Raw genomic sequence first — 24973 nt, forward strand, 5'->3', positions numbered from 1 at the left:
ATAACCTCACAAACTCATAACCTCACAAAACTCACAAACTCACAAACTCATAACCTCACAAAACTCACAACTCACAAAACTCACAAAACTCATAACCCCACAAACTCATAACCTCACAAACTCACTCTAAAATATAAAGGAAACTACCATCAAGGCGTACTTCCTCTTCGTGAATGAGGTATTCGAGTGCCACATCTAAACCCTTTTGAGGTAAGTTTAGCTTGTGAAGTTCGGTTATATGGTGCCGTTCGCCATCTTTCAACAAATTTAGTATGGCGTTACGAGCCGTGGTTGTTTGCCCGTTGCTAGGTTCGGACGAGGCATGTTCCAAGCAAACATCGCATTGTTGGCAATCTTTGTGTCGCTCTTCGCCAAAATATATAAGGAGTTGGCGACTTCGACAAACATCCCCATTTGTGGCGTAAGCCTGCATAGCATTGATGCGAGCAACATATTGTGCCTTACGTTCTTCGTATATCTCCTTGCTTAACACAACCCGTTCGCCGTCTACCCTATCCCGCAGATAGGTTATAAACGGTGTTTTGCGTTGCGGAATAAAGTTGATGATGTTGCGCTGGGCTAGATTTTTTAGTATCACATACACCTGATGTGTGGTCAGTTCGGCCTCTTGTGCCAATAAACTTTCATCTATATATACGTAATTGCTGAACAATCCGCCGTAGTTTCTTAGCAAAGCCGTAATCACGGCCTCTTCAAACGCACTTCCCTCATCTAGGCGATACAAGTCGTTACGCCCGAGCTTAAACATCACTCTCGCCCTTGCTTCGGGGTCCATTTCGTAATGTATATAGCCTGCCCGCTCCAAAATCTGTAATGCCGAATGCGTTTGTACAGGGAAATGCTTAAACGTTCGGCAAAACTTGTCTATCTCGAATACGAACGAATAGCCAGCACCGCTGGCCACACCTATTTGATAATAATAGGCTAAGTCTTCGTACACCTCTTTTATATAGTCTTTTTCGGGAAAGGTTTCAGCCACGCGCTTGTTCAGTTTCCTGCGGTCGCTATTGTTCCATAGCAGCACGGCATAAGCCTTTTTGCCGTCGCGCCCTGCCCTACCCGCCTCTTGAAAGTAAGCTTCAATAGAGTCTGGGCAATCCATGTGCACCACCAAGCGCACATCGGGCTTGTCTATGCCCATGCCAAAGGCATTGGTGGCCACCATCACTCGCACCTCGTTCTGCTGCCAGCTGTTCTGTCGTTGGTTCTTTACGGCAGGTTCTAGACCTGCATGATAGAAGGTTGCAGAGATGTTTGCCGAGGAAATGTGGGAGGCAATGTCGCTGGCGTGCTTGCGACTGCGCACATAAACGATGGCCGAACCAGCCACGGCGTTGAGAATATGTATCAGTTCGGTGTGTTTATCCATTGTGTCGCGAACGATGTAGGCCAAATTTGAACGTTCGAAACTCATTCGGAACACGTTCTTTTGCCTAAAATTCAATCGCTCTTGAATGTCGTCAACCACCTTGGGAGTGGCTGTGGCTGTTAAGGCAAGCACCGCAACATCGGGTTTAAGCTTTCTAACCTCGGCAATGGCCAGGTAAGAAGGGCGGAAATCGTACCCCCATTGGCTGATACAGTGGGCTTCGTCTACGGTGACAAAACTCACTTCCATGTGTTTGAACTTGGTTTTGAAGATGTCGGAAAACAATCGTTCGGGCGACACATAAAGGAGTTTTACACCACCAAAGACGCAATTCTCGAGCGTTGTGATTATCTCGCGCCGGCTCATTCCCGAATAGATGGCGGCCGCCTGTATGCCTTTCTGCCGCAGATGGTCAACTTGGTCTTTCATCAAGGCTATCAAAGGGGTTATCACCACGCAAACACCAGACATCACCAAGGCAGGCACTTGGAAGGTGATAGACTTACCACCGCCCGTGGGCATCAGTCCAAGCGTATCCTTTCCTTGGGCGATACTCTCGATGATGTCTCGCTGGATGCCACGAAAATCGGGGTAGCCCCAATACTCGCGCAACGTTCGTTTAAACGCGTCGTGGGCGGTTTGCGTGCCGTTAGTTTCTTCCATAGGCAGTTAAAGGGCGTTGTGTTCGTCGTTCTCGTCGCTTTCGGTAAGCCTAATATCTTCTATTTGCAGTTGTACGTTGTTGTGTCTAAACACATTGTCTTCGATGGTATAGGCAATGTCAAAGCTGCGTTTCGACTTGATATAGCGTGCCGAGGCACTCTGCCCAAAGGCAATGCCGTTTACCACATTACTCGATTTAGAGTCGATAAGTTCGAGCTTGATGTGTTCTTGCTCGCGCCCCACCACCTTACTTGTGCCATAATCGTAAACATTGTTGGTGCAAAAGCGCGGTTTAAGGTTGCCCGGACCGAAGGGCGAGAACTTTTTTAAGTCGTGGTGCATCTTCTTGGTGATGTCCTTAAAGTCTATTATCTCATCAATGTGCAGTATGGCCTCGGTCTGTTCGGGCAGTATATGGCAGTCTACATATTGGTGAAAGCGTTCCACAAAATGCGGTACGTCGTCCCATCTCATGGTTAGTCCTGCGGCATAGGTGTGTCCGCCGAAGTTAATGAGCAAGTCGCGGCAACTCTTAATGGCCGAATAAATGTCGAACCCCATGACGCTGCGAGCCGAACCTGTGGCGAAATCACCATCGCGGGTAATGACAACTGTGGGTCGGAAGTAAATTTCGGTAAGTCGTGAGGCAACGATTCCAATCACGCCTTTTTTCCAATTCTCATCATACAGCACGATGCTCGACTGCTTTTTCTGACTTTCCAGGCGTGCCACAATTTGGTTTGCCTCCTCGGTCATCTGCTTGTCGATGTCTTTGCGTTGCTCGTTATATTCGTTAATGTGCTTAGCGCTTTGCAAAGCCACGTTATAATCTTTCTCTACCAACAGCGACACACTCTCTTTTCCACTCTCCATACGCCCCGATGCGTTGATGCGCGGCCCTATTTTGAATACGATGTCGCTCATGGAAATCTCTTTACCCGAAAGTCCGCATATATCTATGATGGCTTTTAAGCCCAAACTTGGGTTTTGGTTGAGCTGTTTCAGCCCATGAAAAGCCAAAATACGGTTTTCTTCTTCCACCTGCACCAAGTCGGCAGCTATGCTAACGGCACATAAGTCGAGCATGGGTATGAGCCGCGAGAAAGGAATGCCATTGTTCTTGGCAAAGGCTTGCATGAACTTAAAGCCCACGCCACAGCCCGAAAGGTGCTTAAAGGGGTAATGGTCGTCGGGGCGTTTGGGGTTAAGAATGGCTACTGCTGGCGGCATCTCTTCGTCGGGAACGTGATGGTCGCAGATAATGAAGTCGATGCCCAGCGATTTGGCGTAAGCTATTTCGTCGATGGCCTTAATTCCGCAGTCGAGGATGATAACAAGCTTTACGCCCGATTGGTGGGCATAATCTATGCCTTTGCGACTAACGCCGTAGCCTTCTTCATAGCGGTCGGGTATGTAATACTCGATGTTTGAGTAGAATTGTTGGAGGAATTTATACACGAGGGCAACCGATGTGCATCCGTCGACATCGTAGTCGCCATACACCATGATGCGCTCTTTACGTCCCATGGCATCGTTAAGCCTGTCTACGGCCACGTCCATGTCTTTCATCAGAAAGGGGTTGATGATGTCGTTGAGCTGCGGACGGAAGAAACGCTTGGCCGCACTTTCTGTTGTTATGCCCCTACGTATGAGCAATTGAGCTAGAATGGTGCTCATATTGAGTTTCTCGCCCAATTCTTTTGCCGCAGATTGCATTTGTGGCGAAAGCGGTTCGTATATCCATTTAAAGTGCATTATCGTGTTGGTTTATTGATTCTTATCCTTAATGGCGGTTCAATAAACGAACCGCATATAGGCTGTAAAGTTACTAAATACCTATGACATTTGCAGTGGACTGGCTAAAAACCTTTGGTTCTTTTGCCCTGCAATGCCATGCGCGCTATCATTTGGAAGTCCTAAATCCTTCCAAATTTTCATGCCGTCGTGCCATCATTCGCACACAAACGTTCCTTATCCATAAGCGATGGGTGGCAATACCGATAAGCCCTACCAAGCCAAGACATAAGTAACAAATAGTGGGTGAGCAGAACATGGAAAGCGTACCTACGAATATCACTGGGGTAAGTAGCGCCAAGAGACAAACAAATATGTACAGATAGTTACGTTCCACGTTTCGGCTTGACATGAGCGAGACGTTAAGTTTTTGAGTTCGCTTGTTGTAAACGGCCGACTGGAAGAAAACAAAGAACTGGAATCCCGCTGCAAAAAGACCGAATCCCAACAACATAAGCAAACTGGCCTTACCAACGAACACCATTGGCAGCATAAGCATAAAGGGCACTATAAGCAAACCACAATACACGTAGTACTTGGCTCGCAAAAGCGAATAGATGCTGTTGGGGTGTACCATAAGCATGTCGATATAGTTGCCTTCCATGCTTAACAATCGCGACAGGAGTGTAAGGCCGAGGATAACAAAGTTGTACGAACACCAAAAACGCACCATTCCATCGCCATTATAGGCTTGTGTGAAAGTGATGAGAACACTTAAAAGCGCTATCAAGAAAAAGCTATAAATGAATGTTTTGCGCGGAAACTTGTTGCGCGAAATCAATTTCCACTCCAAATGAGCGTATTCGCCAATCTCACCGTGCTGCCTGAGAAAGGCCAGTCGGTCTTTCCCATCGACCTTGGTTGCAGCTTTCTCGCTTGTCAACTCGCGCCAAATGGCACGGAATTGCACTTCTCTGTTCAGCCAAACCACCGCTATGAGTAGGGATAGAACAATGAGTAACGGCCACATTTCACCTTGCGACAGGGCTATACCTAGGCGTGAATAAACGAAAAGGGACGACGCAACCGAGCCGTTTCCCCCCAAAAACATCGGTACTGCCAAAAGGCCATACGCTGCTAAAAGCCCAAATACCCATAACAAGGATTGCGAAATGAGGGTTCGGAAAAGCACATACAGCTGGCTGTTAAGCAAGATGGTTAATCCAATAAACGCCAAAAGCAAGATGGTTGCAAGCAAACCATAGCTGAACACCACCGACATCACGCAATAGGGAACAAACAATACGTACCACCATGTGTTGCCTAGATTAAAGAGCGAGGCACCTATAAAGCTTTCAATGCAAACCTTTCGGGGTAACGGCAGCAGTGCATAGCACTTGATTATCTGTGCTGGCGTTTGCTGATAGGTGAAACGTATAAAGAGGTCTACCAACAGGATGATAGGCAAAATGCCCACTATTAGGCCGGCCGCGTTGGTGTCGCGCATGTTGTTAACCTTCAAAGAAAGCAGCACTGCAATAAACAACATATACGCGAAACCCATTATATAGCCTATATAAAATAGGTATTTGGCCGAACGATTGTGCTCGTAGTCCAAGGCGCGGCGCATGGATAACGAACGATGTCTGTATAAAGTGCGGTATAATTGCAGGCGATTCATCGGCATAAACGTTACGAAAGCGAAGGTGTTAATGGGTTTGGCTTACCTCAAATCCACCACTTCGGCACTGGGAAAGTCTTTTGAATTAAAGCTGAAAAGATGGTCGGAGAGGTTTTTATGCTGGAAATTGCTTATCGTTATGGTGGTCCATTCGCCGCCACGTTTCATCTTTACTTGTTTCGGTTTGTACGTAGCATCTACCAAAACATAGAGTTCGGGAATGCCTTTGTTGCCTTTTTCGGCCACAAGATGCACCTGATAGTCGCGCCCCACCTTGTTCATAGACAGGTTGTAGCCGCTCTTATACATATTAATAAAGGTGTAAGGGTTCATGGCAGCCTGCTGACTCTGGTTAGGGTTGCTAACATTCACCTCGTTGGTTGAGGGCAGATAACTCCATTGCGTCTTGCCATTGAACCACACAGTGGCCTTCGATGTGTGGGCATAGAACTTGTTACCCTTGATGGAAATGGTTCCGCTGATGGCTCCCAACTTGCCATTCGACAGCTTAAAGTTGGCCAAAGCCCCACCTTTATTGCCTACAATGGCGGCCGTTTTGTCCAACACTTTACGGGCATCGTTATCCTTTTGTGCCTTTGTGGCATTGAAAACGAACATCGAAAGGCAAACCAATAATAATACTTTCTTCAACATAGCTGTGTTACTTTATATCTATAGCTTAAAGTGATAATTATTTTTCGTTGTGCCGATTGGCACGATATGGCGGGGCAATAAGTGGCTTATCCAGCCCCGCGCAGCTTGGCCAAGAGGACATTCAGCGTGTTTTCGTCGGTGATGAGCACCTCTCTGGGCTTGCTGCCTTGCGCTACGCCCACAATGCCTGCCGCCTCCAACTGGTCCATCAGTCGCCCTGCACGGTTATATCCAATGGAAAAACGCCGCTGAACCATGCTTGTTGAGCCTTGTTGCGAAATAACTATGGCGCGAGCAGCCTCTTCGAAGTAGGGGTCAAGGCTGTTCATGTCGGCCGTTCCGCCACCACCCATGCCACCCTCGTCGGTGTTTGGTTCGGGCAGTTCCATTGGTTCTATTGGGCCAGGTTGGTCTGCAATGAACCTGTTGATGCGCTCAACTTCGGGTGTATCTACAAATGCGCACTGCACACGAACAGGCTCATTGCCGTTAAGGAAAAGCATATCGCCGCGCCCGATGAGCTGATTGGCACCTGGGCGGTCGAGAATGGTACGCGAGTCAATCATTGCGCTCACCTTGAAAGCCATTCTTCCTGGAAAGTTTGCCTTGATGTTACCTGTGATAATGCTTGTTGTTGGGCGTTGGGTTGCTATCACCATGTGTATGCCTACGGCACGCGCAAGCTGTGCAATACGTGCTATTGGCAACTCTATTTCTTTGCCGGCAGTCATGATAAGGTCGCCGAACTCGTCGATAATCACCACGATATAGGGCATGTACTCGTGTCCCTTGGTGAGGTTTAACTGATGGTTGACAAACTTATCGTTGTATTCTTTAATGTTACGCGCCCCTGCCATCTTCAACATGTCGTAGCGCGTGTCCATCAGTTTGCAAAGACTGTTGAGCGTACGAACCACTTTTGTAACGTCCGTTATGATGGGTTCATCATCTTCTTCGGGCACTTTGGCCAAGAAGTGGTTAACGATGGGCGAGTAAATGCTGAACTCAACCTTCTTCGGGTCTATCAAAACAAGCTTTAATTCGTTGGGATGTTTCTTGTAGAGCAAAGAGGTGATGACGGCATTAAGGCCAACCGACTTACCTTGACCCGTTGCACCAGCCACAAGCAAGTGTGGAATTTTGGCTAAGTCTACCATAAACACTTCGTTGGTGATGGTTTTTCCCAAGGCCAAAGGCAGGTCCATCTTTGTTTCTTGGAACTTCTTTGAATTGAGAATGCTCTCCATCGACACGATGTTGGGCTTGTTATTGGGCACCTCTATGCCGATAGTGCCTTTGCCGGGAATGGGTGCGATGATGCGAATACCCAGTGCGGCAAGGCTCAGAGCAATGTCGTCTTCTAGGTTTCGTATCTTATTGATGCGCACACCCTCGGCTGGCGTTATCTCGTAGAGCGTAATGGTTGGGCCAACCGTTGCCTTAATCTCCCTTATTTCAACGCCAAAGTCGCGCAACACCTTGATAATCCGGTCGTTGTTGGCCTTCAATTCGGTCATGTCCACGTAGGGCTTGTTGTCCTTGTCGTAGGCTTTCAGTAAGTCGAGCGTGGGGTATTTGTAAGATAAGAAAGGCTCTAAGGGGTTAATGGGCGTACTCAACACATCGGCAGCGGTTAGTTCTCGGCCGCTAGCTGTTTCTTCTGCTTGTGGAATTTCCACTTTCAGCTGCGCCGAAGGGTCGCCATTCGCCTGCTGTCCCTTATGGGTATGTGCACCGCCAAACGCTTTATCGCCACCTAACCCCATTGTTCCGTCGGTGAGATCTACAACCGTTGGCAGCTCATCTTCTTCGTCATTGAGGTCTTCTTCGTCGTTTGTGGTCTTGTTTTCTCGTTGTGTTTCAATCTCCACTTCCTCGTCTCTGTCGGCAGGAACGGTTCTACTTCCATTGTTAGCAATGGTGAATTTCACCTTGCTAGTGATGTATTTAACGGGATTTATCGCTTTGCGAACAAACGAAACAGTCTCTGCGCTAAGGTAAGTTAGAAACGCCAAAGCCACGATAAACAACAAGGCAGTAAGTCCGGGAGTGCCTATCATGTTCTCGATGTTCTGCACACAAAACAGCCCATGATTGCCACCTGGGTTGAAGGTAAGGTTACCTGTAAGCGGGGTAAGGAACTTAGCGAAGGCCACCGAACACCAAATCATGATGATGGCAAGGTAAAAGAAGGTTTTCCAAAGGTTTACTTTATAAGCGCGCGTTAGCTTAGCTCCCACCAAAAGGATGAAGACGGGAATGGCAAAAGCTGCGAAACCGAAGTTGAGCGTTATGAGCGTGTAGGCCAAAATAGCACCCAACGAACCGCAATAGTTGGAAAATTCCTTGCCTGTATTGAGCCATTCGCCGGGGCGAAGGTCTTCCAAAATGCTTTGATCAGCCTTGCCTGTGGTGAAAAAAGAGAACATAGCTAAGCCCACATACACAGCCATGAGGATGAGTACGACACCTAAAACGAAGTCGGTCCGTTCGTTGCTTATCTTGAATATGCCGCTAAGTGAGAACGTTGAGCTTTTCCTTTTTGGCTTACTCTCTGTCTTTCTTTTTACCATCGTTGTTTTTTTATCTGAAAATCAACTGCAAAATTAGCGTAAAAAACCAAGAAAGGCCTATAAAGTCACAACTTTTTTCTAATTTTGCAACACGTTATAACTCGAAGTGGAAATGAGAAAGATTATATATAACAAATTCGATAAGAAAAGCATTGCACAACTTCCAACTGTCACCTTCCCCGGCAAAACGGTGGTGGTGATGAGCGAAAGCGAGGCAGAAAAGGCAGTGGACTTCCTTCTTAGCCGAGACATCTTGGGCGTAGACACCGAGACGCGTCCCTCGTTTAAGAAGGGGGAAACGCACATGGTGTCGCTCTTGCAGGTGTCAACAAGCGACGTTTGTTTCCTTTTCAGGCTCAACCACATTGGCATAACCCCTGCCATCTTGCGCCTTTTAGAAAATAAGGCGGTGCCGATGGTGGGCCTGTCACTTCACGATGACATGCTCTCCTTGCACAAGCGAGTTGCTTTCACGCCAGGTTATTTTATTGACTTGCAAGACCTTGTGGGCGAATTGGGCATCGAAGACCTAAGCCTGCAAAAGCTCTACGCCAACCTATTCCACCAAAAAATAAGTAAAAGACAACGGCTAACAAATTGGGATTCGGATGTTCTGAACGACAAGCAGAAAGCGTATGCCGCACTCGACGCATGGGCTTGCATCAACTTATATAAGGAAATCTTGCGCCTAAAACAAAGTGGCGACTACGAATTGGTGATTAACGAGCAAGACTAACGCCAGGTCATTTGCAACCAAACACTTATCCAACATCATCTGGCAATATTAACAGTATGTACAAATCAATATATCTTAAAAAGGGAAAGGAAGAAAGTTTAAAGCGTTTTCACCCCTGGGTGTTCTCTGGGGCCATCAGTCATTTTGCCGAAAAGGGCGACATTGACGAGGGTGAACTGGTGCGCGTGCTCACAAATGGGGGCGACTTTATCGCCGTGGGGCATTATCAAATCGGCTCTATCGCCGTACGTGTGCTGTCTTTCAGGGATGTGAAAATTAACGCCGACTTCTGGAAAACCCGCCTAACCTCGGCACTAAACGCCCGTTTGGCCATCGGCATTGCCAACAAAGCCGACAACGACACCTATCGACTGGTGCATGGCGAAGGCGACAATCTGCCTGGACTAATCGTTGATTGCTACGGAAAAACGGCCGTGATGCAAGCCCATAGCGTGGGTATGCACCTTGCCCGACACGAGATTTGCAAGGCATTGGTCGAGGTTATGGGCTCTCGCATAGAGAATGTGTATTACAAAAGTGACACTACCCTACCCTTCAAAGCCGAGTTGGGACAAGAGAATGAGTTTATCTATGGCGGCAGCGAGAACAATACGGGCATGGAAAACGGCTTGCTTTTCCACGTTGATTGGCTGAAAGGACAAAAGACTGGGTTCTTCATCGACCAGCGCGACAACCGTTCGCTGCTCGAAAAGTATGCAATGGGCAAAAGCGTTCTCAACATGTTTTGCTACACGGGAGGCTTTTCGGTGTATGCCATGCGCGGCAACGCCAAGCTCGTTCACTCGGTAGACAGTAGTGCAAAGGCCATCGAACTGACCAACCAAAACGTGGAACAGAACTTCCCCAACGACAACAGGCACGAGGCTTTCTGCGAAGACGCATTCAAATTTCTAAACGCCAACGAGAACAAGTACGACCTCATTGTGCTAGACCCCCCTGCATTTGCTAAGCATCGCGCCGCACTTCACAATGCACTTAAAGGCTATACGCGGCTCAACGCTAAGGGGTTCGAGTGTATTAAGCCTGGCGGCCTGCTCTTCACATTCAGTTGCAGTCAGGTGGTTACCAAAGACCAATTCCGCAATGCGGTGTTTACGGCTGCCGCACAAGCTGGTCGCAAGGTTCGCATCATGCACCAATTGCACCAACCTGCCGACCATCCCATCAACATTTTCCATCCCGAAGGCGAGTATTTAAAGGGGCTTGTGCTATACGTAGAATAGGCCTGGCCTCACCCAATAACACCCCAAGCGTGCATGAAGAAGATTGAACGAGAGGTAAGCCAATACATCGACCGCCACAACTTGCTTTCGCCAAGTGGTCGATACCTCGTTGCCCTGTCGGGTGGAGCCGACAGTGTGGCGCTCTTCCGCATGCTCTTACGTCTGGACTACAATGTAGATGCCGTGCATTGCAACTTCAAGCTACGCGGCGAAGAGTCGTTTCGCGACGAGGCCTTTTGCGAAAATCTATGCAGAGAACACGGCGTAGCTTTCCATACTGTACACTTCGACACCGCCGAATACGCCGCCTTGCACAAGCTTAGCATAGAAATGGCAGCACGCGAACTGCGCTACAACCATTTCGAAAAACTTCGCAACGACCTCGATATGGACGGAATTTGCGTGGCCCATCATCAAGACGACAACGTAGAAACCATGCTCATCAACCTCATAAGAGGCACGGGGCTAAGCGGTCTTACGGGCATGAAACCTCGAAATGGGTACGTGTTGCGCCCCCTACTCGCCGTTTCGCACGCCCACTTGCTTAACTATCTGCAAGCACTGGGCCAAGCATACGTAACAGACAGTACCAACCTGACCACCGATTTCACACGAAACAAAATCAGGCTAACGCTTGTTCCCCTGTTAACAGAAATCAATCGCGTTTCTACAAACAACATCGCGAAAACAATAGAAAGGCTTGCCGAGGCTGAAAAGATATTTAATCCTGCCATCGAAAGCCATGCAAGCGATGTTACGGTGGTGCGCGAAGATACACCCAGATGGCGGTTGGGCATCTCGATAGACAGGCTACGGCAAACACCTTCGCCCGAATACGTGCTCTTCCAACTAATACATCCCCTGGGCTTTACGCCTGCTCAGATAGAACAGATAGCGCAAAGTGCTGACCAACAAACGGGTAAGCTGTGGCAATCGCCCACACATACACTTGTTGTTGATAGGCAAATGCTCTTGGTTGAACAAACGATGAACGCTGACGAACTGGCCAGAACAATGCGCATACCCGAAGAAGGAACCTATGTTTACACCCCCGATGTGCGCATAAAAGTGAGTAAGGGCGCGAAAGACCAAGGTTTTTCACCCAGTAAGGCTCCCCATTGTGCACATCTCGACATGGCCAACATCGCCTTTCCGTTAATGGTTAGGCACATAAAAACGGCCGACCGATTTGTGCCTTTCGGCATGCGGAGCTCTAAATTGGTAAGCGATTTTCTAACAGACAGAAAACGCTCGTACTTCGACCGACAACGACAGCTAGCCGTTTTCGATGCCAACGATGCGCTTTTGTGGCTCGTGGGCGAACGCACAGACAACCGTTTTAGGATAACGGAAAGAACAACCAACTTTTTACAACTCGACTATCTGGAGATTTAAATTCCTTAGTTTGCCAGTTTGTATGTTTCTTAATTCTTTGGTCTTTGTATTCGCCACAAAGTTTATAAGTTCGTCATATTTTGTTGAAGTGGCGTGTGGTATTATGCACATCTTCAAAATCTTATAAGCTTTTAAACCTCTAACGCGGGCGTTTGCCCAATTCGTAAAATCTCAACAGAACAATCCTTACGGCGTATTTGTCGCCAAGAAGTGATTGGAAGAAACAATTATCAAACCAAAAAGACAATGAAAAAGGCTATTATTATGGGCGCATCTTCGGGCATTGGCTATGCCGTTGCCAAGCGTCTCATTGAAGAAGGTTGGATGGTGGGACTTTCTGCCCGCCGACTAGAACCGCTAGAAACATTAACACAGCTGGCTCCCGAACGGGTATTTACACAGCGCATTGACGTAACCGACACTGAGGCTACAACGCCTCTATCGCAACTCATCGCTCGCTTGGGTGGTATCGACCTCTATTTTCATGCCTCAGGCATTGGTAAACAAAACACTTTGCTAGACGAAAGCATCGAGCAAGCCACACTAGCCACCAACGTAATGGGCTTTGCACGCATGGTTGACTTCGTGTTTAACTACATGGCCGACAACGGTGGCGGACACATAGCCATCATTTCGTCGGTTGCAGGCACCAAGGGTATTGGCAGCGCGGCATCGTACAGCGCGTCTAAAACATTCCAAAATGCTTATATCCAAGCTCTCGACCAATTGGCAGTAAAGCGTGGATTGCCCATAATCTTCACCGACATAAGGCCTGGCTTTGTAGACACCCCCATCCTTACGGGCGACAACTACCCGATGCTGATGACGGTTGAACATGTTGCCGAGCGTATTATGTGGGCATTAAAACGCAAAAAACGTGTGCGAATTATCGACTGGCGTTATCGACTGATGGTTCGTATTTGGCGCATGATACCCAATTCTATTTGGCGCAAAATGAAGATTGGCAAAGCCTAATGCGGCAATCCATCGCTTCGAAAGTACAATAAAGGCGAAAATGTTCGCACATTTCGTTATATTTTATTAAATTTGCAGGCGTTTTTCAGGAAACAAAAATACAAACACTTAGTTTAACACAAGCGATGAAAATAGAAGAAAGTCAACACGTTGAGTCCAAGAAACTGTTGCGAAGAAAGTTAGACCTATTACTTCGAACAGGCCAAATCCTCGTTGAAAGTTCGGCAGACACGAGCCGCATTATGCGTAACATGAAACGAACCGCCGCCTATTTGGGGTTAAAAGAAGAGCATCTGCACATCCACATCACCTACAACATGTTGATGGTGAACCTCAGCGATGGTGCACATTCGTTTTCAAAATTCCAGCGTTGCGACAAGCATGGCATTGAGATGCGTGCCATTTCCGACATCAGCAAGCTGTCGTGGAGTGCCATCAGAGAAGACTATTCGTTAGACCGCTACGAGGAAGAACTCAACAAAATCAGCAAGCGCAAGCGCAGTTACACGCCCTGGCAGGTAGCCATAGCGGCAGGTTTTGCATGTGGAGGTTTCTGCATTCAGTTCGGTTGCGATTGGACGGCCTTCTTTTACGCATCTCTTGCAGCAGCCTTGGGGTTCCGTTTGCGTACAAAACTCAACGAGATAGGCTCTAACGGCTATGCCAACATTGCCATTGCGGCCTTTGTTTCTACTATCATAGCATGGCTGTTGGGTACATTTGCCAACTCGCAGTTGGTGGCCGACATGCCCCAATGGCTTGCCCATGCACTACAAACCACCACCCCCTGGCATCCACTTATGGCCTGCACGTTGTTTATTGTGCCAGGGGTGCCTATCATCAACTTTGTTAGCGATGTGCTCGACAACAACATCGAGGTGGGTATTGTGCGTGGTGTCAACACCATACTCATCGTCGCTGCTATGGCATTCGGCATAGTAGTGGCCATACGCGTGTGTGGAATAGACAACTTTGTAAGGGACCTTAGCATGACACCCCACCACGCTTATTGGGAATATGCCATAGCGGCCGCCATCTCGGCCATGGGCTTTGCCACCATTTACAACTTCCCTCCTAAGCAATTGTGGATACTCGCACTGGGCGGAATTGTGGCCGTATGCACCCGAAACTATGTTAATTTAGGAGACAGTTCTCACAACATCGGACTTGATTTAGGGCCTGTTATTGGCTCGTTAGTTGGCGCATCGCTCATCAGCATCATCTATGTCAAGGTGGTTCATTGGGTTCATCTACCACACCAGTGTCTTTCCATACCCACAGTCATACCTATGGTGCCTGGTGTGCTGATGTACCGTTGCCTTTTTGCTTTGCTAGACATGCACGGTGTTGTGGGCGAACTAACCACTGCCATGACAAATGGTATCCGTGCATCGCTCATTGTGTTGTGCATTGCCGTTGGTGTGGCCATCCCCAACATCTTTGCAAGGAAGTGGATTGCACCCAATAGACAACGCAAACTAAAACGGTTGATTGAAGAAAGAAAAGCACGTGGTAGGTTTGTAGACCTTGACGAGGTGGATATCTAACAGAAATTATGAGTTGGTGAGTTTTTGAGTTTATGAGTTGATGATTTTTTGAGTTAGTGAGTCTATGAACGGATGAGTTAATGAGTTTACTTGTCGCAACTTTTAGTTTTCAACAAAGAAGTACTTGGTTTAACTTCGTTACCTCTTTCCTCTTGAAGTAAAACTCAATAACCCACCAACACATAAACTCAAAAAAAATCATCTACTCATCAACTCACTAACTCTTCAACTCAAAAACTTAAATTTTTATCTTTTATTTTACAATACCATTCAAATTTTCACTTCGTTCTAGCGAGAATATTGCCTAAAAAGTAGCAAAATGACCACAATTCTTGGTCTTTCACGTCCTTTGCTTTGTCAGTTTTAAAGAAAACAACCTGCATTTTGCACCATTTCGCCTTTCTATTTTGGTTGTCGGCTCGTAATTTTCCAAGCCCAATTATACGCTTTTAACCCCCCAAACCCCACATTTTAGCATAAATTCTGCCCTTCGAGCCATGTTTTTAATGGCCTTAAAGGCTCTTATCTCTTTCCTTATAGTGTATATTTATGCTTATCATCTTGCATTTAACCACATTTTTGGCTTACGTTTAGCACCAAAACGCCTTGCATTTAGCACCAAAACGCACTGCATTTAGCACCAAAACGCACTGCGTTTAGCGCCAAAATACACTACATTTAGCACCAAAACGCACTGCGTTTAGCTACAAATAGCCCAAAATCTGGCACAAATGACGGTTCTTTGAAATAAATATTCATTTTTCCTGCATTTACGTCTACCCCCATTTTGCACCAAAACAAACCTTCGCGAGAATCGATTTTTTGCGACAAGTTGGGCGATTGATGGATTGGATGGGCACTTTTGATGTTAAAAAACAAGCGTAAATATTTACATTCTTGCGTAAAGAAACAAAATGAACGGCCTGTGAACGTTGCAAACATACCTCTTGGTGTGTACGAACTGAAAAAGGAAATGTGGCATTACTAGTATGCCGACATAAAACGATTGGCAGGACCAATAGCCCAAATTTAGCAAGGTAAAAACTTATCATGAGAACAAAAAGACAGATTAAGTGTGATTTGTAGCATTAGATTCTGTAAGAGGTACATGTTTATAAAACGTTTAGAAGGAGACAATAATACCCAACAAAAAGGGCAGACGATGAACTCGCCTGCCCCTTTTGTTATTCTAGTGCAAGATAATGAATGTGAACAATTATCCCAATGCTAATCTTTCGAGAGATTGAGATTGTAAACCGTTACGCCGATGAACGTGAGCATGGCAACGAACAGAACAACGGGTGTGAAACTCGTTAGGTTTAAGCCATACAGTGCATCATAGAACTGCGAGCTTAGGATGTGGCCAATGCGTGCCACCTGTTCCCAACCCCGCGTAAGCAGAATAAACGCCAAACCCACCATGCAACAGAAGAGCGTCCATACCCTGTTGTAGGTGCGGATGGCCGAACGGGGTAGCTTTTGCATCACCCGTTCAGAAAAGCCGTTGTCGAATATTTCTTGTTTATGCTCCGAAAAGAAGTGCATCAACAATTCGTCATCTCTTTCTGTCATATCCATTTTCTTTTAAGTATCTGGTCATTTTTTCTTTTCCTCTGAACAAATGCGACTTTACTGTTCCTGCGGCCATGCCCGTTATCTCGGCTATTTTGTCGATGGGCTGACCTTCCATTAGCTGTAAAGTAACACATATTCGTTCGTAGTTGCTCAGCCTGTTCAATGCTTCGTAAATGTCGAGCGAAACGGTTGTGTCGGAAACCTCTGCGTTTCGCCGTGCTACCTCCGTCGTTTCCAAATCTTCAGTGTGTTTATTGCTGCGCGTATAGTCGTAGAAAACATTGTAGGCGATGCGATATAGCCAGGTGGAAAAAGCCGAGTCGCCCCTGAATTTGGTGATGTTGAGATAGGCTTTTACGAATGTGTCTTGTGCCAAGTCGTCGCTCAACGGCTCGTTTCCCAACGTTTGGTTGAGAAAGAATCGCCTGATGGGCGACTGATACCTCACAACCAGCTCGTTAAAAGCTTTACGGTTGTGTTGTTCAGCCGCCAAGGCAACCAGTGCGTTATCGTTGAGCTGCGTCACGTTCATTTAGAATTCGGGATGGTTGTTTTCGTCTTTATTTTCGTGTTTCTTGCGAGATGCGCGCGCCATATACACCTGTCCAAGCCCGTAGCACAGCACCAACAGACCCACACCAGCAAGGCCTTCTGCATCGAACATGAAGAACATCAGTGCCAGTCCCAAGCCAAGAGCCGAGTTCTTAACACCTTTTTTCCACAGCATTTCATCGCTTTCGGCAAACGCGGCATCAGCCTTTGCAGGCGGCAATTGACCCATTTCCATGGCCTTCATCGACAATTTTACGCGGTCGTTGTGTCGCTTTACCATATAATAGATAATGAAACCGAAGATTAGGAAGGGCGCACACGCAAGAATAAAACCGAGAAAGACGATAATAACGACTACACCCGTGTCTTTTGGGCCATGGCCAACAACTCTATTAATGAAATGGCCAAAATCTTCGTGGACGTCATCGTCGTCGTCCCACGAGCTGGATACAGAGGCACTATCCGAACCCGAACCGTTGGCAGAAGCAGTGTCTGAATACACCTCAATGGCCGCAGATGCGCTGTCGGCCTTTACCGATACGGTTGTTGTTCTGTGGCGATGTCGGTGTTTGGGGGTGGCATCCATAGCCGTAACTCCGACCAGAAACAGCATGGAAAATGCCAATAGATATTTTTTCATTGTGTTGTTGTTTATCGTTTTTACGTATATAAGACGTGAACAAATGCGATTTAGTTGCAGAATATGCGAAAAAATGTATCGTAAAAGTGACGGGAGTGATGATGTAAATCGGATTTTTATTTGTATTTTTGCATGTCGACGCATTGATTGATATTCGTACAACTATGATAAATGAAATAGATAAACATATAGAGTTAAAGGGAGTAAGGGTAAACAACCTCAAAAACATCAGCCTTAACATACCTCGAAATAAGTTCATTGCCATTGCTGGCGTTAGCGGGTCGGGCAAGTCTTCGTTGGCTTTCGACACGCTTTATGCCGAAGGGCAGCGCCGTTATGTGGAGTCGCTCTCATCATACGCACGCCAATTTCTCGGCAATATGAGCAAACCCGAATGCGATTTCATTAAGGGTTTGCCACCTGCCATTGCCATCGAACAAAAGGTTAACACGCGAAACCCACGCTCAACAGTGGGCACTTCTACCGAAATATACGAATACATGCGCCTGCTCTTTGCACGGATAGGCAAGACCATATCGCCTGTTTCGGGACAAGAAGTGAAGAAACACAGTGTGGAAGACGTGATACAATGCACCAAACAATATTCTAACGGAACGAAGTTCGTGGTGCTTGCGCCCATCCATGTACCAGAGGGGAGAACATTCGAGAAACAACTCACCATGTTTGTGCAAGAGGGCTATACCCGGTTGTGGCACAAGGGCGACTTTGTTCGCATTGACGAGCTTGTGGAAAATGAGGAAAGGCTGAAAGCTGCCAACGCCGACGAATACCTATTGCTCATTGACCGACTTGCCGTAGACGACAGTAAGGAACATCTTTCACGACTAACCGACTCGGTAGAGACCGCCATGTACGAAGGGCACGGCGAATGTAGGCTGGTGTTTCTTCCTTCCAACATCACCTACGAATTCTCTTCGCGATTTGAAGCCGATGGCATGACCTTCGAAGAGCCATCGGACAACATGTTTGCTTTCAACTCTCCGCTAGGCGCTTGCCCCACATGCGAGGGCTTTGGCAAGGTTATCGGCATAGAAGAAAGCCTTGTTATACCCAACTCCACGCTTAGCGTGTACGATGGTTGCGTGCAATGCTGGCATGGCGACAAGATGGGCATTTGGAAAGAAGAGTTTTGCAGGCGTGCTGCACAAGATAACTTTCCCATCTTTAAGCCTTACTTCGAGTTGTCGAGAAAGGAAAAAGACATGCTTTGGCACGGACTTCCATCCGAGAAGGGCCGCGACATCAGCGAACAAGTGTGCATCGATGCCTTCTTTCAGATGGTACGTGAGAACCAATATAAGATACAATACCGCGTGATGCTGAATCGCTATCGAGGCAAAACAACTTGCCCCGAATGTCATGGAACACGCTTGAAGAAAGAGGCTACATGGGTTAAGATAGACGGAATGAGCATTGCCGACCTCGTGGAAATGCCCATCGGCAAGCTTAAAACATGGTTCGACAACTTGCAACTAAACGACTATGACGCTAAGATTGCTGCCCGTTTGCTCACCGAAATAAACAACCGACTACAATTCTTGCTCGACGTAGGGTTGCATTACCTCACGCTTAACCGCCAATCAAACACGCTTAGTGGCGGCGAAAGCCAGCGCATACAGCTCACCACATCGCTAGGCAGCTCGCTAGTAGGCTCGTTATACATTCTCGACGAGCCCAGTATAGGCCTACATAGTCGCGATACCGACCGCTTAATAAAGGTTCTGAACGACCTTGTACAAATTGGAAACACTGTAATTGTTGTGGAGCACGACGAGGATATACTGCGAAAGGCCGACCATCTCATTGATGTTGGCCCCGATGCTGGACGTTTGGGCGGCGAAATTGTATTTAATGCCCCTGCATCCTACATCACAAAGGATGCCTTAGAGAAGTACCCCAACAGCCATACCGTTGCTTATCTCACGGGAGCAGAGAAGATTGACACGCCAACATCAAGGCGCAAGTGGAACCAGTCGATACTATTGAAGGGCGCACGCATGAACAATCTCAAAGGCATTGATGTTACCTTTCCGCTCAATGTGCTGACAGTTGTAACGGGCGTAAGCGGTTCGGGAAAGTCATCGCTCATCAAAGGCATACTTCATCCTGCCCTTAAACGCAGCATGGGCGATGTTGCCGATGCACCAGGAGAGTTCATTGCGTTGGAAGGCGACCTTAAACGGGTGAAACATATAGAGTTCGTAGACCAAAATCCCATCGGCAGAAGTACGCGTTCTAACCCTGCCACATATGTTAAAGCATACGAACCCATACGTCAACTCTTCGCAAATCAGCCCTTAGCCAAGCAATTGGGGTTCTCGGCTCAATACTTTTCGTTCAATGCCGAGGGCGGACGATGCGAGGAATGTAAGGGTGCAGGCGTGATAACTGTGGAGATGCAGTTCATGGCCGACTTGATTTTAGAATGCGAAACGTGTCATGGCCAACGCTTCAAACAAGACGTTTTGGATGTTCGCTACGAAGGAAAGAACATTAACGACATTCTAGACCTAACGGTTTCGGAGGCCATTGAGTTCTTCGCCGCACATAAACAAACAGTTATTGTCAATAGATTACAGCCACTTGAAGACGTTGGCTTGGGTTATATTAAGCTAGGTCAAAACTCGTCTACCCTTTCAGGAGGCGAAAATCAGCGCGTGAAACTAGCGTATTTCATTGGACAAGAGAAGGCCGAACCTACGCTTTTCATCTTCGATGAGCCTACCACAGGACTTCATTTCCATGACATTAAGCGGCTGTTAGCGGCTATGAGCGCACTGATTGAACGCGGCCACTCTGTCATTGTGATTGAACACAACATGGATGTGATAAAGTGTGCCGACCATGTTATCGACCTTGGACCCGATGGAGGCGACCGCGGAGGTAAGTTAGTGTTTGCCGGAACACCCGAAGAACTGGCCAATTGCAAAGAGAGTATTACCGGAAAATACTTGAAAGAACAGTTGGAAAGCTAACAAACCACACCCCACCCTATCCCAACAATGGGCAAAATGCTAATGGCAGTTGGCAGAACAGCATATAACATTCGTTCAACCAACTGCCATTAAGCATCTGGGTTTAAGAGAAACCCCTCATGAATAATGCGCCTTAGTTTTGTTTTTGATGTTGTTTTCAGCAGATTGTCATTGGGCAAGCATAGTGTTCTTTTCTCACCAAGGCAATGTTCAAGCAAGCTTGGCATTGTTCGTTTGGCTTAACAAAAGCATTCGCCTAAAAGGTCAATCCGGTGTTTGCGGCAAGTGTGTATCTTAGTTTTAGGTAGATTGCAGACCTCTTTGTGTCTGCGCCACATTGCAGTGCGTAGTTGTCGCCACACCAACGCATGTATATCAAGAGGGGCGTTTCAAAGTGTTTTTTACTTCAACAGTTTCTCAGTAAGTTTCTCCAACATGTCTTTGGTCATCGAGTCGAGGTCGTATTGCGGCATCCAGCCCCACTCTTTCCTTGCAGCCGAATCGTCCATTTGGTCGGGCCAGCTGTCGGCGATGCTCTGTTTCAAGGGGTCAACTTCGTAAACCATTTCAAACTCAGGCTTGTATTTCCTAATGGCTTGGTAAATGGTTTCAGGGTCAAAGCTCATAGAGGCGATGTTAAAACCGTTGTGATGTACCAGTTTATCCTTGTCGGCCTCCATCAGTTGAATGGCAGCATGCAGGGCATCGGGCATGTACATCATATCCATACGCGTGCCCTTACCGATGGGACAAACAAACTTTTCGCCTTTAACTGCCGAATAATAGATGTCTACGGCGTAGTCGGTTGTTCCACCTCCGGGAGGCGTTACGTACGAGATGATACCAGGGAAGCGTACCGAACGCGTGTCTACTCCATATTTTTTTTGGTAGTAGTCGCTCAACAATTCGGTTGTAACTTTCGATACGCCATAGATAGTTGCAGGGCGTTGAATGGTGTCTTGCGGTGTCATTACATGCGGCGTGTCGGGTCCGAACGAACCAATCGAGCTTGGCGTGAACACAGCACAACCATTCTCGCGTGCCACTTCCAAGATGTTCCACAACCCGTCAATGCCGATTTTCCATGCCAATCGCGGTTTACTCTCGGCCACAACAGAAAGCAAAGCGGCCAAGTTATAGATGGTGTCGATGTTGTACTTGCGCACCACTTCGGCAATCATCTCCGGATTTGTCACGTCGGCAATGGCACAAGGTCCTGCATCTTTCAGCTCGCCCTTGGGCTCTGCGCCCTGAATGTAGCCTGCCACCACGTTACTGTTACCGTAACGTTTCCTTAATTCACCAGTAAGTTCAGAACCTATCTGGCCCGTAGATCCAATGACTAAAACATTTTTCATAACTGTTTTATCTGTTTTTTTGTTTTTCAGATGCAAAGTAAACGCTTTTTCTTATATGTATAAAAAGTTAATATTTAAAGAAGTTTAAAATTTAGCGAGTTCGCAAAAAAAACTCCTTTTACAACCTTTGTATCAAAAAAAATGATTTACTTTGTCCCTTGTAACTTAAATTTAAGGATCATTATGTATGGCAAAATGAAAGAACATCTCAGCAAGAGCCTCGCTGAGATTAAAGAGGCCGGACTCTATAAAGAGGAAAGGCTCATTGAGAGTGCTCAGCAAGCTGCTATCACGGTGAAGGGAAAAGAAGTGCTGAACTTCTGCGCCAACAACTACTTAGGCCTGTCTAACCATCCTCGTCTTATCGAAGGTGCAAAGCGCATGATGGACCGCAGGGGATTTGGCATGTCGTCTGTTCGCTTTATCTGTGGCACACAAGATGCCCATAAAGAGCTGGAGCAGGCCATTTCTAACTACTTCCAAACCGAAGACACCATTCTCTATGCCGCCTGTTTCGACGCTAACGGAGGTGTGTTCGAACCACTTTTCACCGACGAAGACGCCATTATCAGCGATGCGCTTAACCATGCATCCATCATCGACGGCGTTAGACTCTGCAAAGCAAAACGCTATCGCTACCAAAACGCCGACATGGCCGACCTTGAACGCTGTCTGCAAGAGGCGCAACAACAGCGTTTCCGCATCATCGTTACCGATGGCGTATTCTCTATGGACGGCAATGTGGCACCCATGGACCGCATTTGCGACCTGGCCGAAAAGTACGATGCGTTGGTAATGGTAGACGAATCGCACTCGGCTGGTGTGGTTGGTGCAACGGGGCATGGCGTTAGCGAACTCTGTAAGACCTATGGCCGCGTAGACATCTACACAGGAACATTGGGTAAGGCCTTTGGTGGCGCATTGGGCGGATTTACTACTGGCCGTAAAGAAATTATCGACATGTTGCGCCAAAGAAGTCGTCCTTACCTCTTCTCAAATTCACTTGCGCCTTGCATCATTGGCGCCAGCATCGAAGTTTTCAAGATGTTGGCCGAGAGCAACGAACTTCATGACAAGCTAGTAGACAACGTTAACTACTTCCGCGACAAGATGATGGCGGCAGGTTTCGACATCAAACCCACTCAAAGTGCCATCTGTGCGGTAATGCTTTACGATGCCAAACTATCGCAAGTGTATGCATCGCGCATGCTCGACGAAGGCATCTACGTAACGGGTTTCTACTATCCTGTTGTTCCCAAGGAGCAAGCACGCATCAGGGTGCAAATTTCCGCAGGCCACAATCGCGAGCAGCTAGACAAGTGTATTGGGGCTTTCATTAAGGTAGGTAAAGAGCTTGGAGTGCTAAAATAAGCCCTCCCACCTTTTATATATACGCTCCCGAAGGATTTCATCTGTCCTTCGGGAGTTTTTCTTTGTCAACTCTTCAAAGATAGACTTTATTAACTTGCGTACCCTTCTCTTTCAAAAAGAAAGGGGACACAACCTCTTGGTTGCATCCCCTTATGAAGTTGTTATGCTAACAGAACTAAGTCTTAGCAAACCTTTTCCAATCGTTTGAGAATGGAGAAGATAAACAAGGCAGACAGCAAGCAGCAAACAATAAGTACGCTCCATACCATCCACAATTGCATGTCGCCCCATAGATAACCGATGATGGCAACAAGATAGTTACCGATGGCCGTAGCCACAAACCATCCACCCATCATCATTCCCTTATACTTAGGAGGTGCAACCTTAGAGACAAACGAGATACCCATTGGCGAAAGAAGCAGCTCGGCAAAGGTTAACACGAGGTAAGTAGAAATAAGCCAGTCGGGAGAAACGAGCAAACTGTCGCTGATACCAGAGTTCTTAACTTCTGTTGGAGTGGGCAAGCCAAATGATGCAATAGCCAAAACGAGGAAACCGCAGGCAGCGATAAGCATACCATAACCGATTTTGCGAGGTGCAGTAGGTTCTTTACCCTTGCGACCTAGATAGCCAAATACGGCCAAGGATACCGGCGTTAGCGCCACAACGAAGAAAGGATTGAACTGCTGGAATATCTGGGGCAAAATCTTAATTTCGGCATCAAGCGATGAGTAATTGGCCACGATACCAATAATGGCACCAGCCAATACCAACGCAGCAATGGTTTTACCTTTGGTGGTTTTAGACTGGAATAGCGAGAATGCACCATAAACAGACACTACTATCAGTACCAAGTTAAGGATGTCGAAACCTAAGCGGTTAAGTCCAACAACCGACTTGGCGGTGTAGTCGCGCGCAAAGAAGGTCATCGTCAGTCCGTTTTGGTGGAACGCCATCCAGAAGAAAATAACTACGGCGAAAACCAACAGCAAAGCAACAATGCGCTGTTTGGTTTCAGCAGGACTTAATTCGGGTTCGGCAACGGCATCGTTACCAGCCTTGGCCGCTTTCTGTTTGTTGTTTACGTCGGCATGCTTGAAGGTTGAACGGAACACCACATAGATAATCATCGACACGATAAGTGATACGCAAGCAACGGCAAACCCATAGTTGTAAGCACGTGAAAGCTCTGAGATGTAAGTGGTACAGAAGCCGGTCATGTCACCTGCATACCCTTGTGCCGCCTTCAATTGTTCGAGCAGCACACTACCATCGGCTTTGATTGTTCCATCCAAGAATTGGTGTGCCAATGAAGGAATCTGCGGCTCGTAGGTGAAGTTAGAACCCGCCAACACGTAGTTGGTAATCTTGGTGGCAGCCGTGGGAGCGAAAAGCGCACCGATGTTGATGGCCATGTAGAAGAGACTGAAAGCAGTATCGCGCTTGGAACTTAATTGGGGGTTGTCGTAAAGGTTGCCCACCAACACTTGAAGGTTGCCCTTAAACAAGCCCGTGCCGCACGATATCAACGCCAACGCACCGAACATCATGGCCTTGCCGGAGAAGTCGGCGGCTGTGGGGATGGCCAGCAGCACGTAACCCAAAAACATAATGACAATACCCGAGGTTACCATCTTGCCATAACCGAACCTGTCGGCTAGGATTCCGCCGATAAGCGGCATGAAATAGACAAACCCGAGGAAACTAGCGAAGATGGTAGACGTCTCTGTAGCCGTGTAACCAAACTTGGCCTGCAAGAAGAGGGTAAAGATGGCAAGCATCGTGTAATAACCAAAGCGCTCGCCAGTATTGGCTAATGCCAATGCATAAAGTCCTTTCGGTTGACCTTCAAACATAATCGTTAATTTTTAGTTTTTAATGAATGATAT

General features: G+C 47.2%; 17 protein-coding genes. 7 read left to right on the forward strand and 10 right to left on the reverse strand.

Annotated elements, in window-relative coordinates; all coding sequences use genetic code 11:
• Window positions 1-121: 121 nt before the first annotated feature.
• The 5 genes from HMPREF2955_RS02610 to HMPREF2955_RS02630 form a co-directional block, all read right to left on the reverse strand.
• The gene (locus tag HMPREF2955_RS02610; protein WP_070720633.1) at window positions 122-2053 is read right to left on the reverse strand and encodes a RecQ family ATP-dependent DNA helicase; all 1932 of its coding nucleotides are present in this window, start codon (window positions 2051-2053) and stop codon (window positions 122-124) included.
• Between the two features lie 6 nt (window positions 2054-2059).
• Window positions 2060-3808, reverse strand: coding sequence for a single-stranded-DNA-specific exonuclease RecJ (gene recJ / locus HMPREF2955_RS02615; protein ID WP_070720635.1), 1749 nt, complete (start codon window positions 3806-3808; stop codon window positions 2060-2062).
• Between the two features lie 148 nt (window positions 3809-3956).
• On the reverse strand, window positions 3957-5474 hold the full coding sequence (locus tag HMPREF2955_RS02620; protein ID WP_246830050.1) for a DUF5687 family protein: 1518 nt from the start codon (window positions 5472-5474) through the stop codon (window positions 3957-3959).
• A 36-nt stretch (window positions 5475-5510) separates the two neighbouring features.
• A complete protein-coding gene (locus tag HMPREF2955_RS02625; RefSeq protein ID WP_070720642.1) occupies window positions 5511-6122 on the reverse strand; it encodes an outer membrane lipoprotein periplasmic chaperone LolA1 in 612 nt (203 codons plus the stop codon).
• An 86-nt stretch (window positions 6123-6208) separates the two neighbouring features.
• Window positions 6209-8695, reverse strand: a complete 2487-nt coding sequence (locus tag HMPREF2955_RS02630; RefSeq protein WP_070720646.1) for an FtsK/SpoIIIE family DNA translocase — start codon at window positions 8693-8695, stop codon at window positions 6209-6211.
• Window positions 8696-8807: 112 nt separating this feature from the next.
• Between HMPREF2955_RS02630 and HMPREF2955_RS02635 the strand changes: the two genes are divergently transcribed.
• The 5 genes from HMPREF2955_RS02635 to HMPREF2955_RS02655 all read left to right on the forward strand — a co-directional run bounded on the left by HMPREF2955_RS02635 (window position 8808) and on the right by HMPREF2955_RS02655 (window position 14592).
• Complete coding sequence (locus HMPREF2955_RS02635; RefSeq protein WP_070720648.1) at window positions 8808-9431, forward strand: 3'-5' exonuclease; 624 nt, start codon at window positions 8808-8810, stop codon at window positions 9429-9431.
• Window positions 9432-9487: 56 nt separating this feature from the next.
• Window positions 9488-10675 (forward strand): class I SAM-dependent rRNA methyltransferase, encoded by a 1188-nt coding sequence (locus HMPREF2955_RS02640; protein ID WP_070720650.1) that lies wholly within the window; start codon window positions 9488-9490, stop codon window positions 10673-10675.
• A gap of 33 nt (window positions 10676-10708) precedes the next feature.
• The gene (tilS, locus tag HMPREF2955_RS02645; protein WP_070720652.1) at window positions 10709-12070 is read left to right on the forward strand and encodes a tRNA lysidine(34) synthetase TilS; all 1362 of its coding nucleotides are present in this window, start codon (window positions 10709-10711) and stop codon (window positions 12068-12070) included.
• Between the two features lie 246 nt (window positions 12071-12316).
• Window positions 12317-13045 (forward strand): SDR family NAD(P)-dependent oxidoreductase, encoded by a 729-nt coding sequence (locus HMPREF2955_RS02650; protein WP_070720755.1) that lies wholly within the window; start codon window positions 12317-12319, stop codon window positions 13043-13045.
• A 125-nt stretch (window positions 13046-13170) separates the two neighbouring features.
• Window positions 13171-14592 (forward strand): threonine/serine exporter family protein, encoded by a 1422-nt coding sequence (locus tag HMPREF2955_RS02655; protein WP_070720654.1) that lies wholly within the window; start codon window positions 13171-13173, stop codon window positions 14590-14592.
• A gap of 1227 nt (window positions 14593-15819) precedes the next feature.
• Here HMPREF2955_RS02655 and HMPREF2955_RS02665 read toward each other — a convergent pair.
• Genes HMPREF2955_RS02665 through HMPREF2955_RS02675 form a run of 3 tightly spaced genes read right to left on the reverse strand, consistent with a single transcriptional unit; the run spans window position 15820 to window position 17359 of the window.
• Complete coding sequence (locus HMPREF2955_RS02665) at window positions 15820-16164, reverse strand: DUF5056 domain-containing protein (RefSeq protein ID WP_246830051.1); 345 nt, start codon at window positions 16162-16164, stop codon at window positions 15820-15822.
• Window positions 16148-16699, reverse strand: a complete 552-nt coding sequence (locus HMPREF2955_RS02670) for an RNA polymerase sigma factor (protein WP_070720665.1) — start codon at window positions 16697-16699, stop codon at window positions 16148-16150. The genes HMPREF2955_RS02665 and HMPREF2955_RS02670 overlap by 17 nt, the downstream gene beginning before the upstream one ends.
• Complete coding sequence (locus HMPREF2955_RS02675; protein ID WP_070720667.1) at window positions 16700-17359, reverse strand: DUF6249 domain-containing protein; 660 nt, start codon at window positions 17357-17359, stop codon at window positions 16700-16702.
• Window positions 17360-17523: 164 nt separating this feature from the next.
• On the opposite strand from HMPREF2955_RS02675, the gene uvrA reads away from it, so the two are divergent.
• The gene (gene uvrA / locus HMPREF2955_RS02680; protein ID WP_246830052.1) at window positions 17524-20355 is read left to right on the forward strand and encodes an excinuclease ABC subunit UvrA; all 2832 of its coding nucleotides are present in this window, start codon (window positions 17524-17526) and stop codon (window positions 20353-20355) included.
• A gap of 401 nt (window positions 20356-20756) precedes the next feature.
• Here uvrA and HMPREF2955_RS02685 read toward each other — a convergent pair whose 3' ends face one another.
• Window positions 20757-21713, reverse strand: a complete 957-nt coding sequence (locus HMPREF2955_RS02685; protein WP_009229511.1) for an NAD-dependent epimerase/dehydratase family protein — start codon at window positions 21711-21713, stop codon at window positions 20757-20759.
• 183 nt (window positions 21714-21896) lie between these two features.
• Between HMPREF2955_RS02685 and kbl the strand changes: the two genes are divergently transcribed.
• The gene (gene kbl, locus HMPREF2955_RS02690) at window positions 21897-23084 is read left to right on the forward strand and encodes a glycine C-acetyltransferase (protein ID WP_019187904.1); all 1188 of its coding nucleotides are present in this window, start codon (window positions 21897-21899) and stop codon (window positions 23082-23084) included.
• Between the two features lie 182 nt (window positions 23085-23266).
• On the opposite strand, the gene HMPREF2955_RS02695 is transcribed toward kbl, so the two are convergent.
• Window positions 23267-24940, reverse strand: a complete 1674-nt coding sequence (locus HMPREF2955_RS02695) for a peptide MFS transporter (RefSeq protein ID WP_070720672.1) — start codon at window positions 24938-24940, stop codon at window positions 23267-23269.
• Window positions 24941-24973: the final 33 nt, after the last annotated feature.

This window comes from Prevotella sp. HMSC073D09, assembly GCF_001814145.1.
Classification (GTDB): domain Bacteria; phylum Bacteroidota; class Bacteroidia; order Bacteroidales; family Bacteroidaceae; genus Prevotella; species Prevotella conceptionensis.

What these genes read in the sequence shown, in the direction of transcription:
- HMPREF2955_RS02685 (WP_009229511.1), bottom strand. Translation starts at nt 21,713, where the DNA reads ATGAAAAATGTTTTAGTCATTGGATCTACGGGCCAGATAGGTTCTGAA.
- kbl (WP_019187904.1), top strand. Translation starts at nt 21,897, where the DNA reads ATGTATGGCAAAATGAAAGAACATCTCAGCAAGAGCCTCGCTGAGATT.
- HMPREF2955_RS02695 (WP_070720672.1), bottom strand. Translation starts at nt 24,940, where the DNA reads ATGTTTGAAGGTCAACCGAAAGGACTTTATGCATTGGCATTAGCCAAT.
- HMPREF2955_RS02675 (WP_070720667.1), bottom strand. Translation starts at nt 17,359, where the DNA reads ATGAAAAAATATCTATTGGCATTTTCCATGCTGTTTCTGGTCGGAGTT.
- uvrA (WP_246830052.1), top strand. Translation starts at nt 17,524, where the DNA reads ATGATAAATGAAATAGATAAACATATAGAGTTAAAGGGAGTAAGGGTA.
- HMPREF2955_RS02625 (WP_070720642.1), bottom strand. Translation starts at nt 6,122, where the DNA reads ATGTTGAAGAAAGTATTATTATTGGTTTGCCTTTCGATGTTCGTTTTC.
- HMPREF2955_RS02665 (WP_246830051.1), bottom strand. Translation starts at nt 16,164, where the DNA reads ATGACAGAAAGAGATGACGAATTGTTGATGCACTTCTTTTCGGAGCAT.
- tilS (WP_070720652.1), top strand. Translation starts at nt 10,709, where the DNA reads ATGAAGAAGATTGAACGAGAGGTAAGCCAATACATCGACCGCCACAAC.
- HMPREF2955_RS02630 (WP_070720646.1), bottom strand. Translation starts at nt 8,695, where the DNA reads ATGGTAAAAAGAAAGACAGAGAGTAAGCCAAAAAGGAAAAGCTCAACG.
- HMPREF2955_RS02610 (WP_070720633.1), bottom strand. Translation starts at nt 2,053, where the DNA reads ATGGAAGAAACTAACGGCACGCAAACCGCCCACGACGCGTTTAAACGA.
- HMPREF2955_RS02650 (WP_070720755.1), top strand. Translation starts at nt 12,317, where the DNA reads ATGAAAAAGGCTATTATTATGGGCGCATCTTCGGGCATTGGCTATGCC.
- HMPREF2955_RS02670 (WP_070720665.1), bottom strand. Translation starts at nt 16,699, where the DNA reads ATGAACGTGACGCAGCTCAACGATAACGCACTGGTTGCCTTGGCGGCT.
- recJ (WP_070720635.1), bottom strand. Translation starts at nt 3,808, where the DNA reads ATGCACTTTAAATGGATATACGAACCGCTTTCGCCACAAATGCAATCT.
- HMPREF2955_RS02655 (WP_070720654.1), top strand. Translation starts at nt 13,171, where the DNA reads ATGAAAATAGAAGAAAGTCAACACGTTGAGTCCAAGAAACTGTTGCGA.
- HMPREF2955_RS02620 (WP_246830050.1), bottom strand. Translation starts at nt 5,474, where the DNA reads ATGCCGATGAATCGCCTGCAATTATACCGCACTTTATACAGACATCGT.
- HMPREF2955_RS02640 (WP_070720650.1), top strand. Translation starts at nt 9,488, where the DNA reads ATGTACAAATCAATATATCTTAAAAAGGGAAAGGAAGAAAGTTTAAAG.
- HMPREF2955_RS02635 (WP_070720648.1), top strand. Translation starts at nt 8,808, where the DNA reads ATGAGAAAGATTATATATAACAAATTCGATAAGAAAAGCATTGCACAA.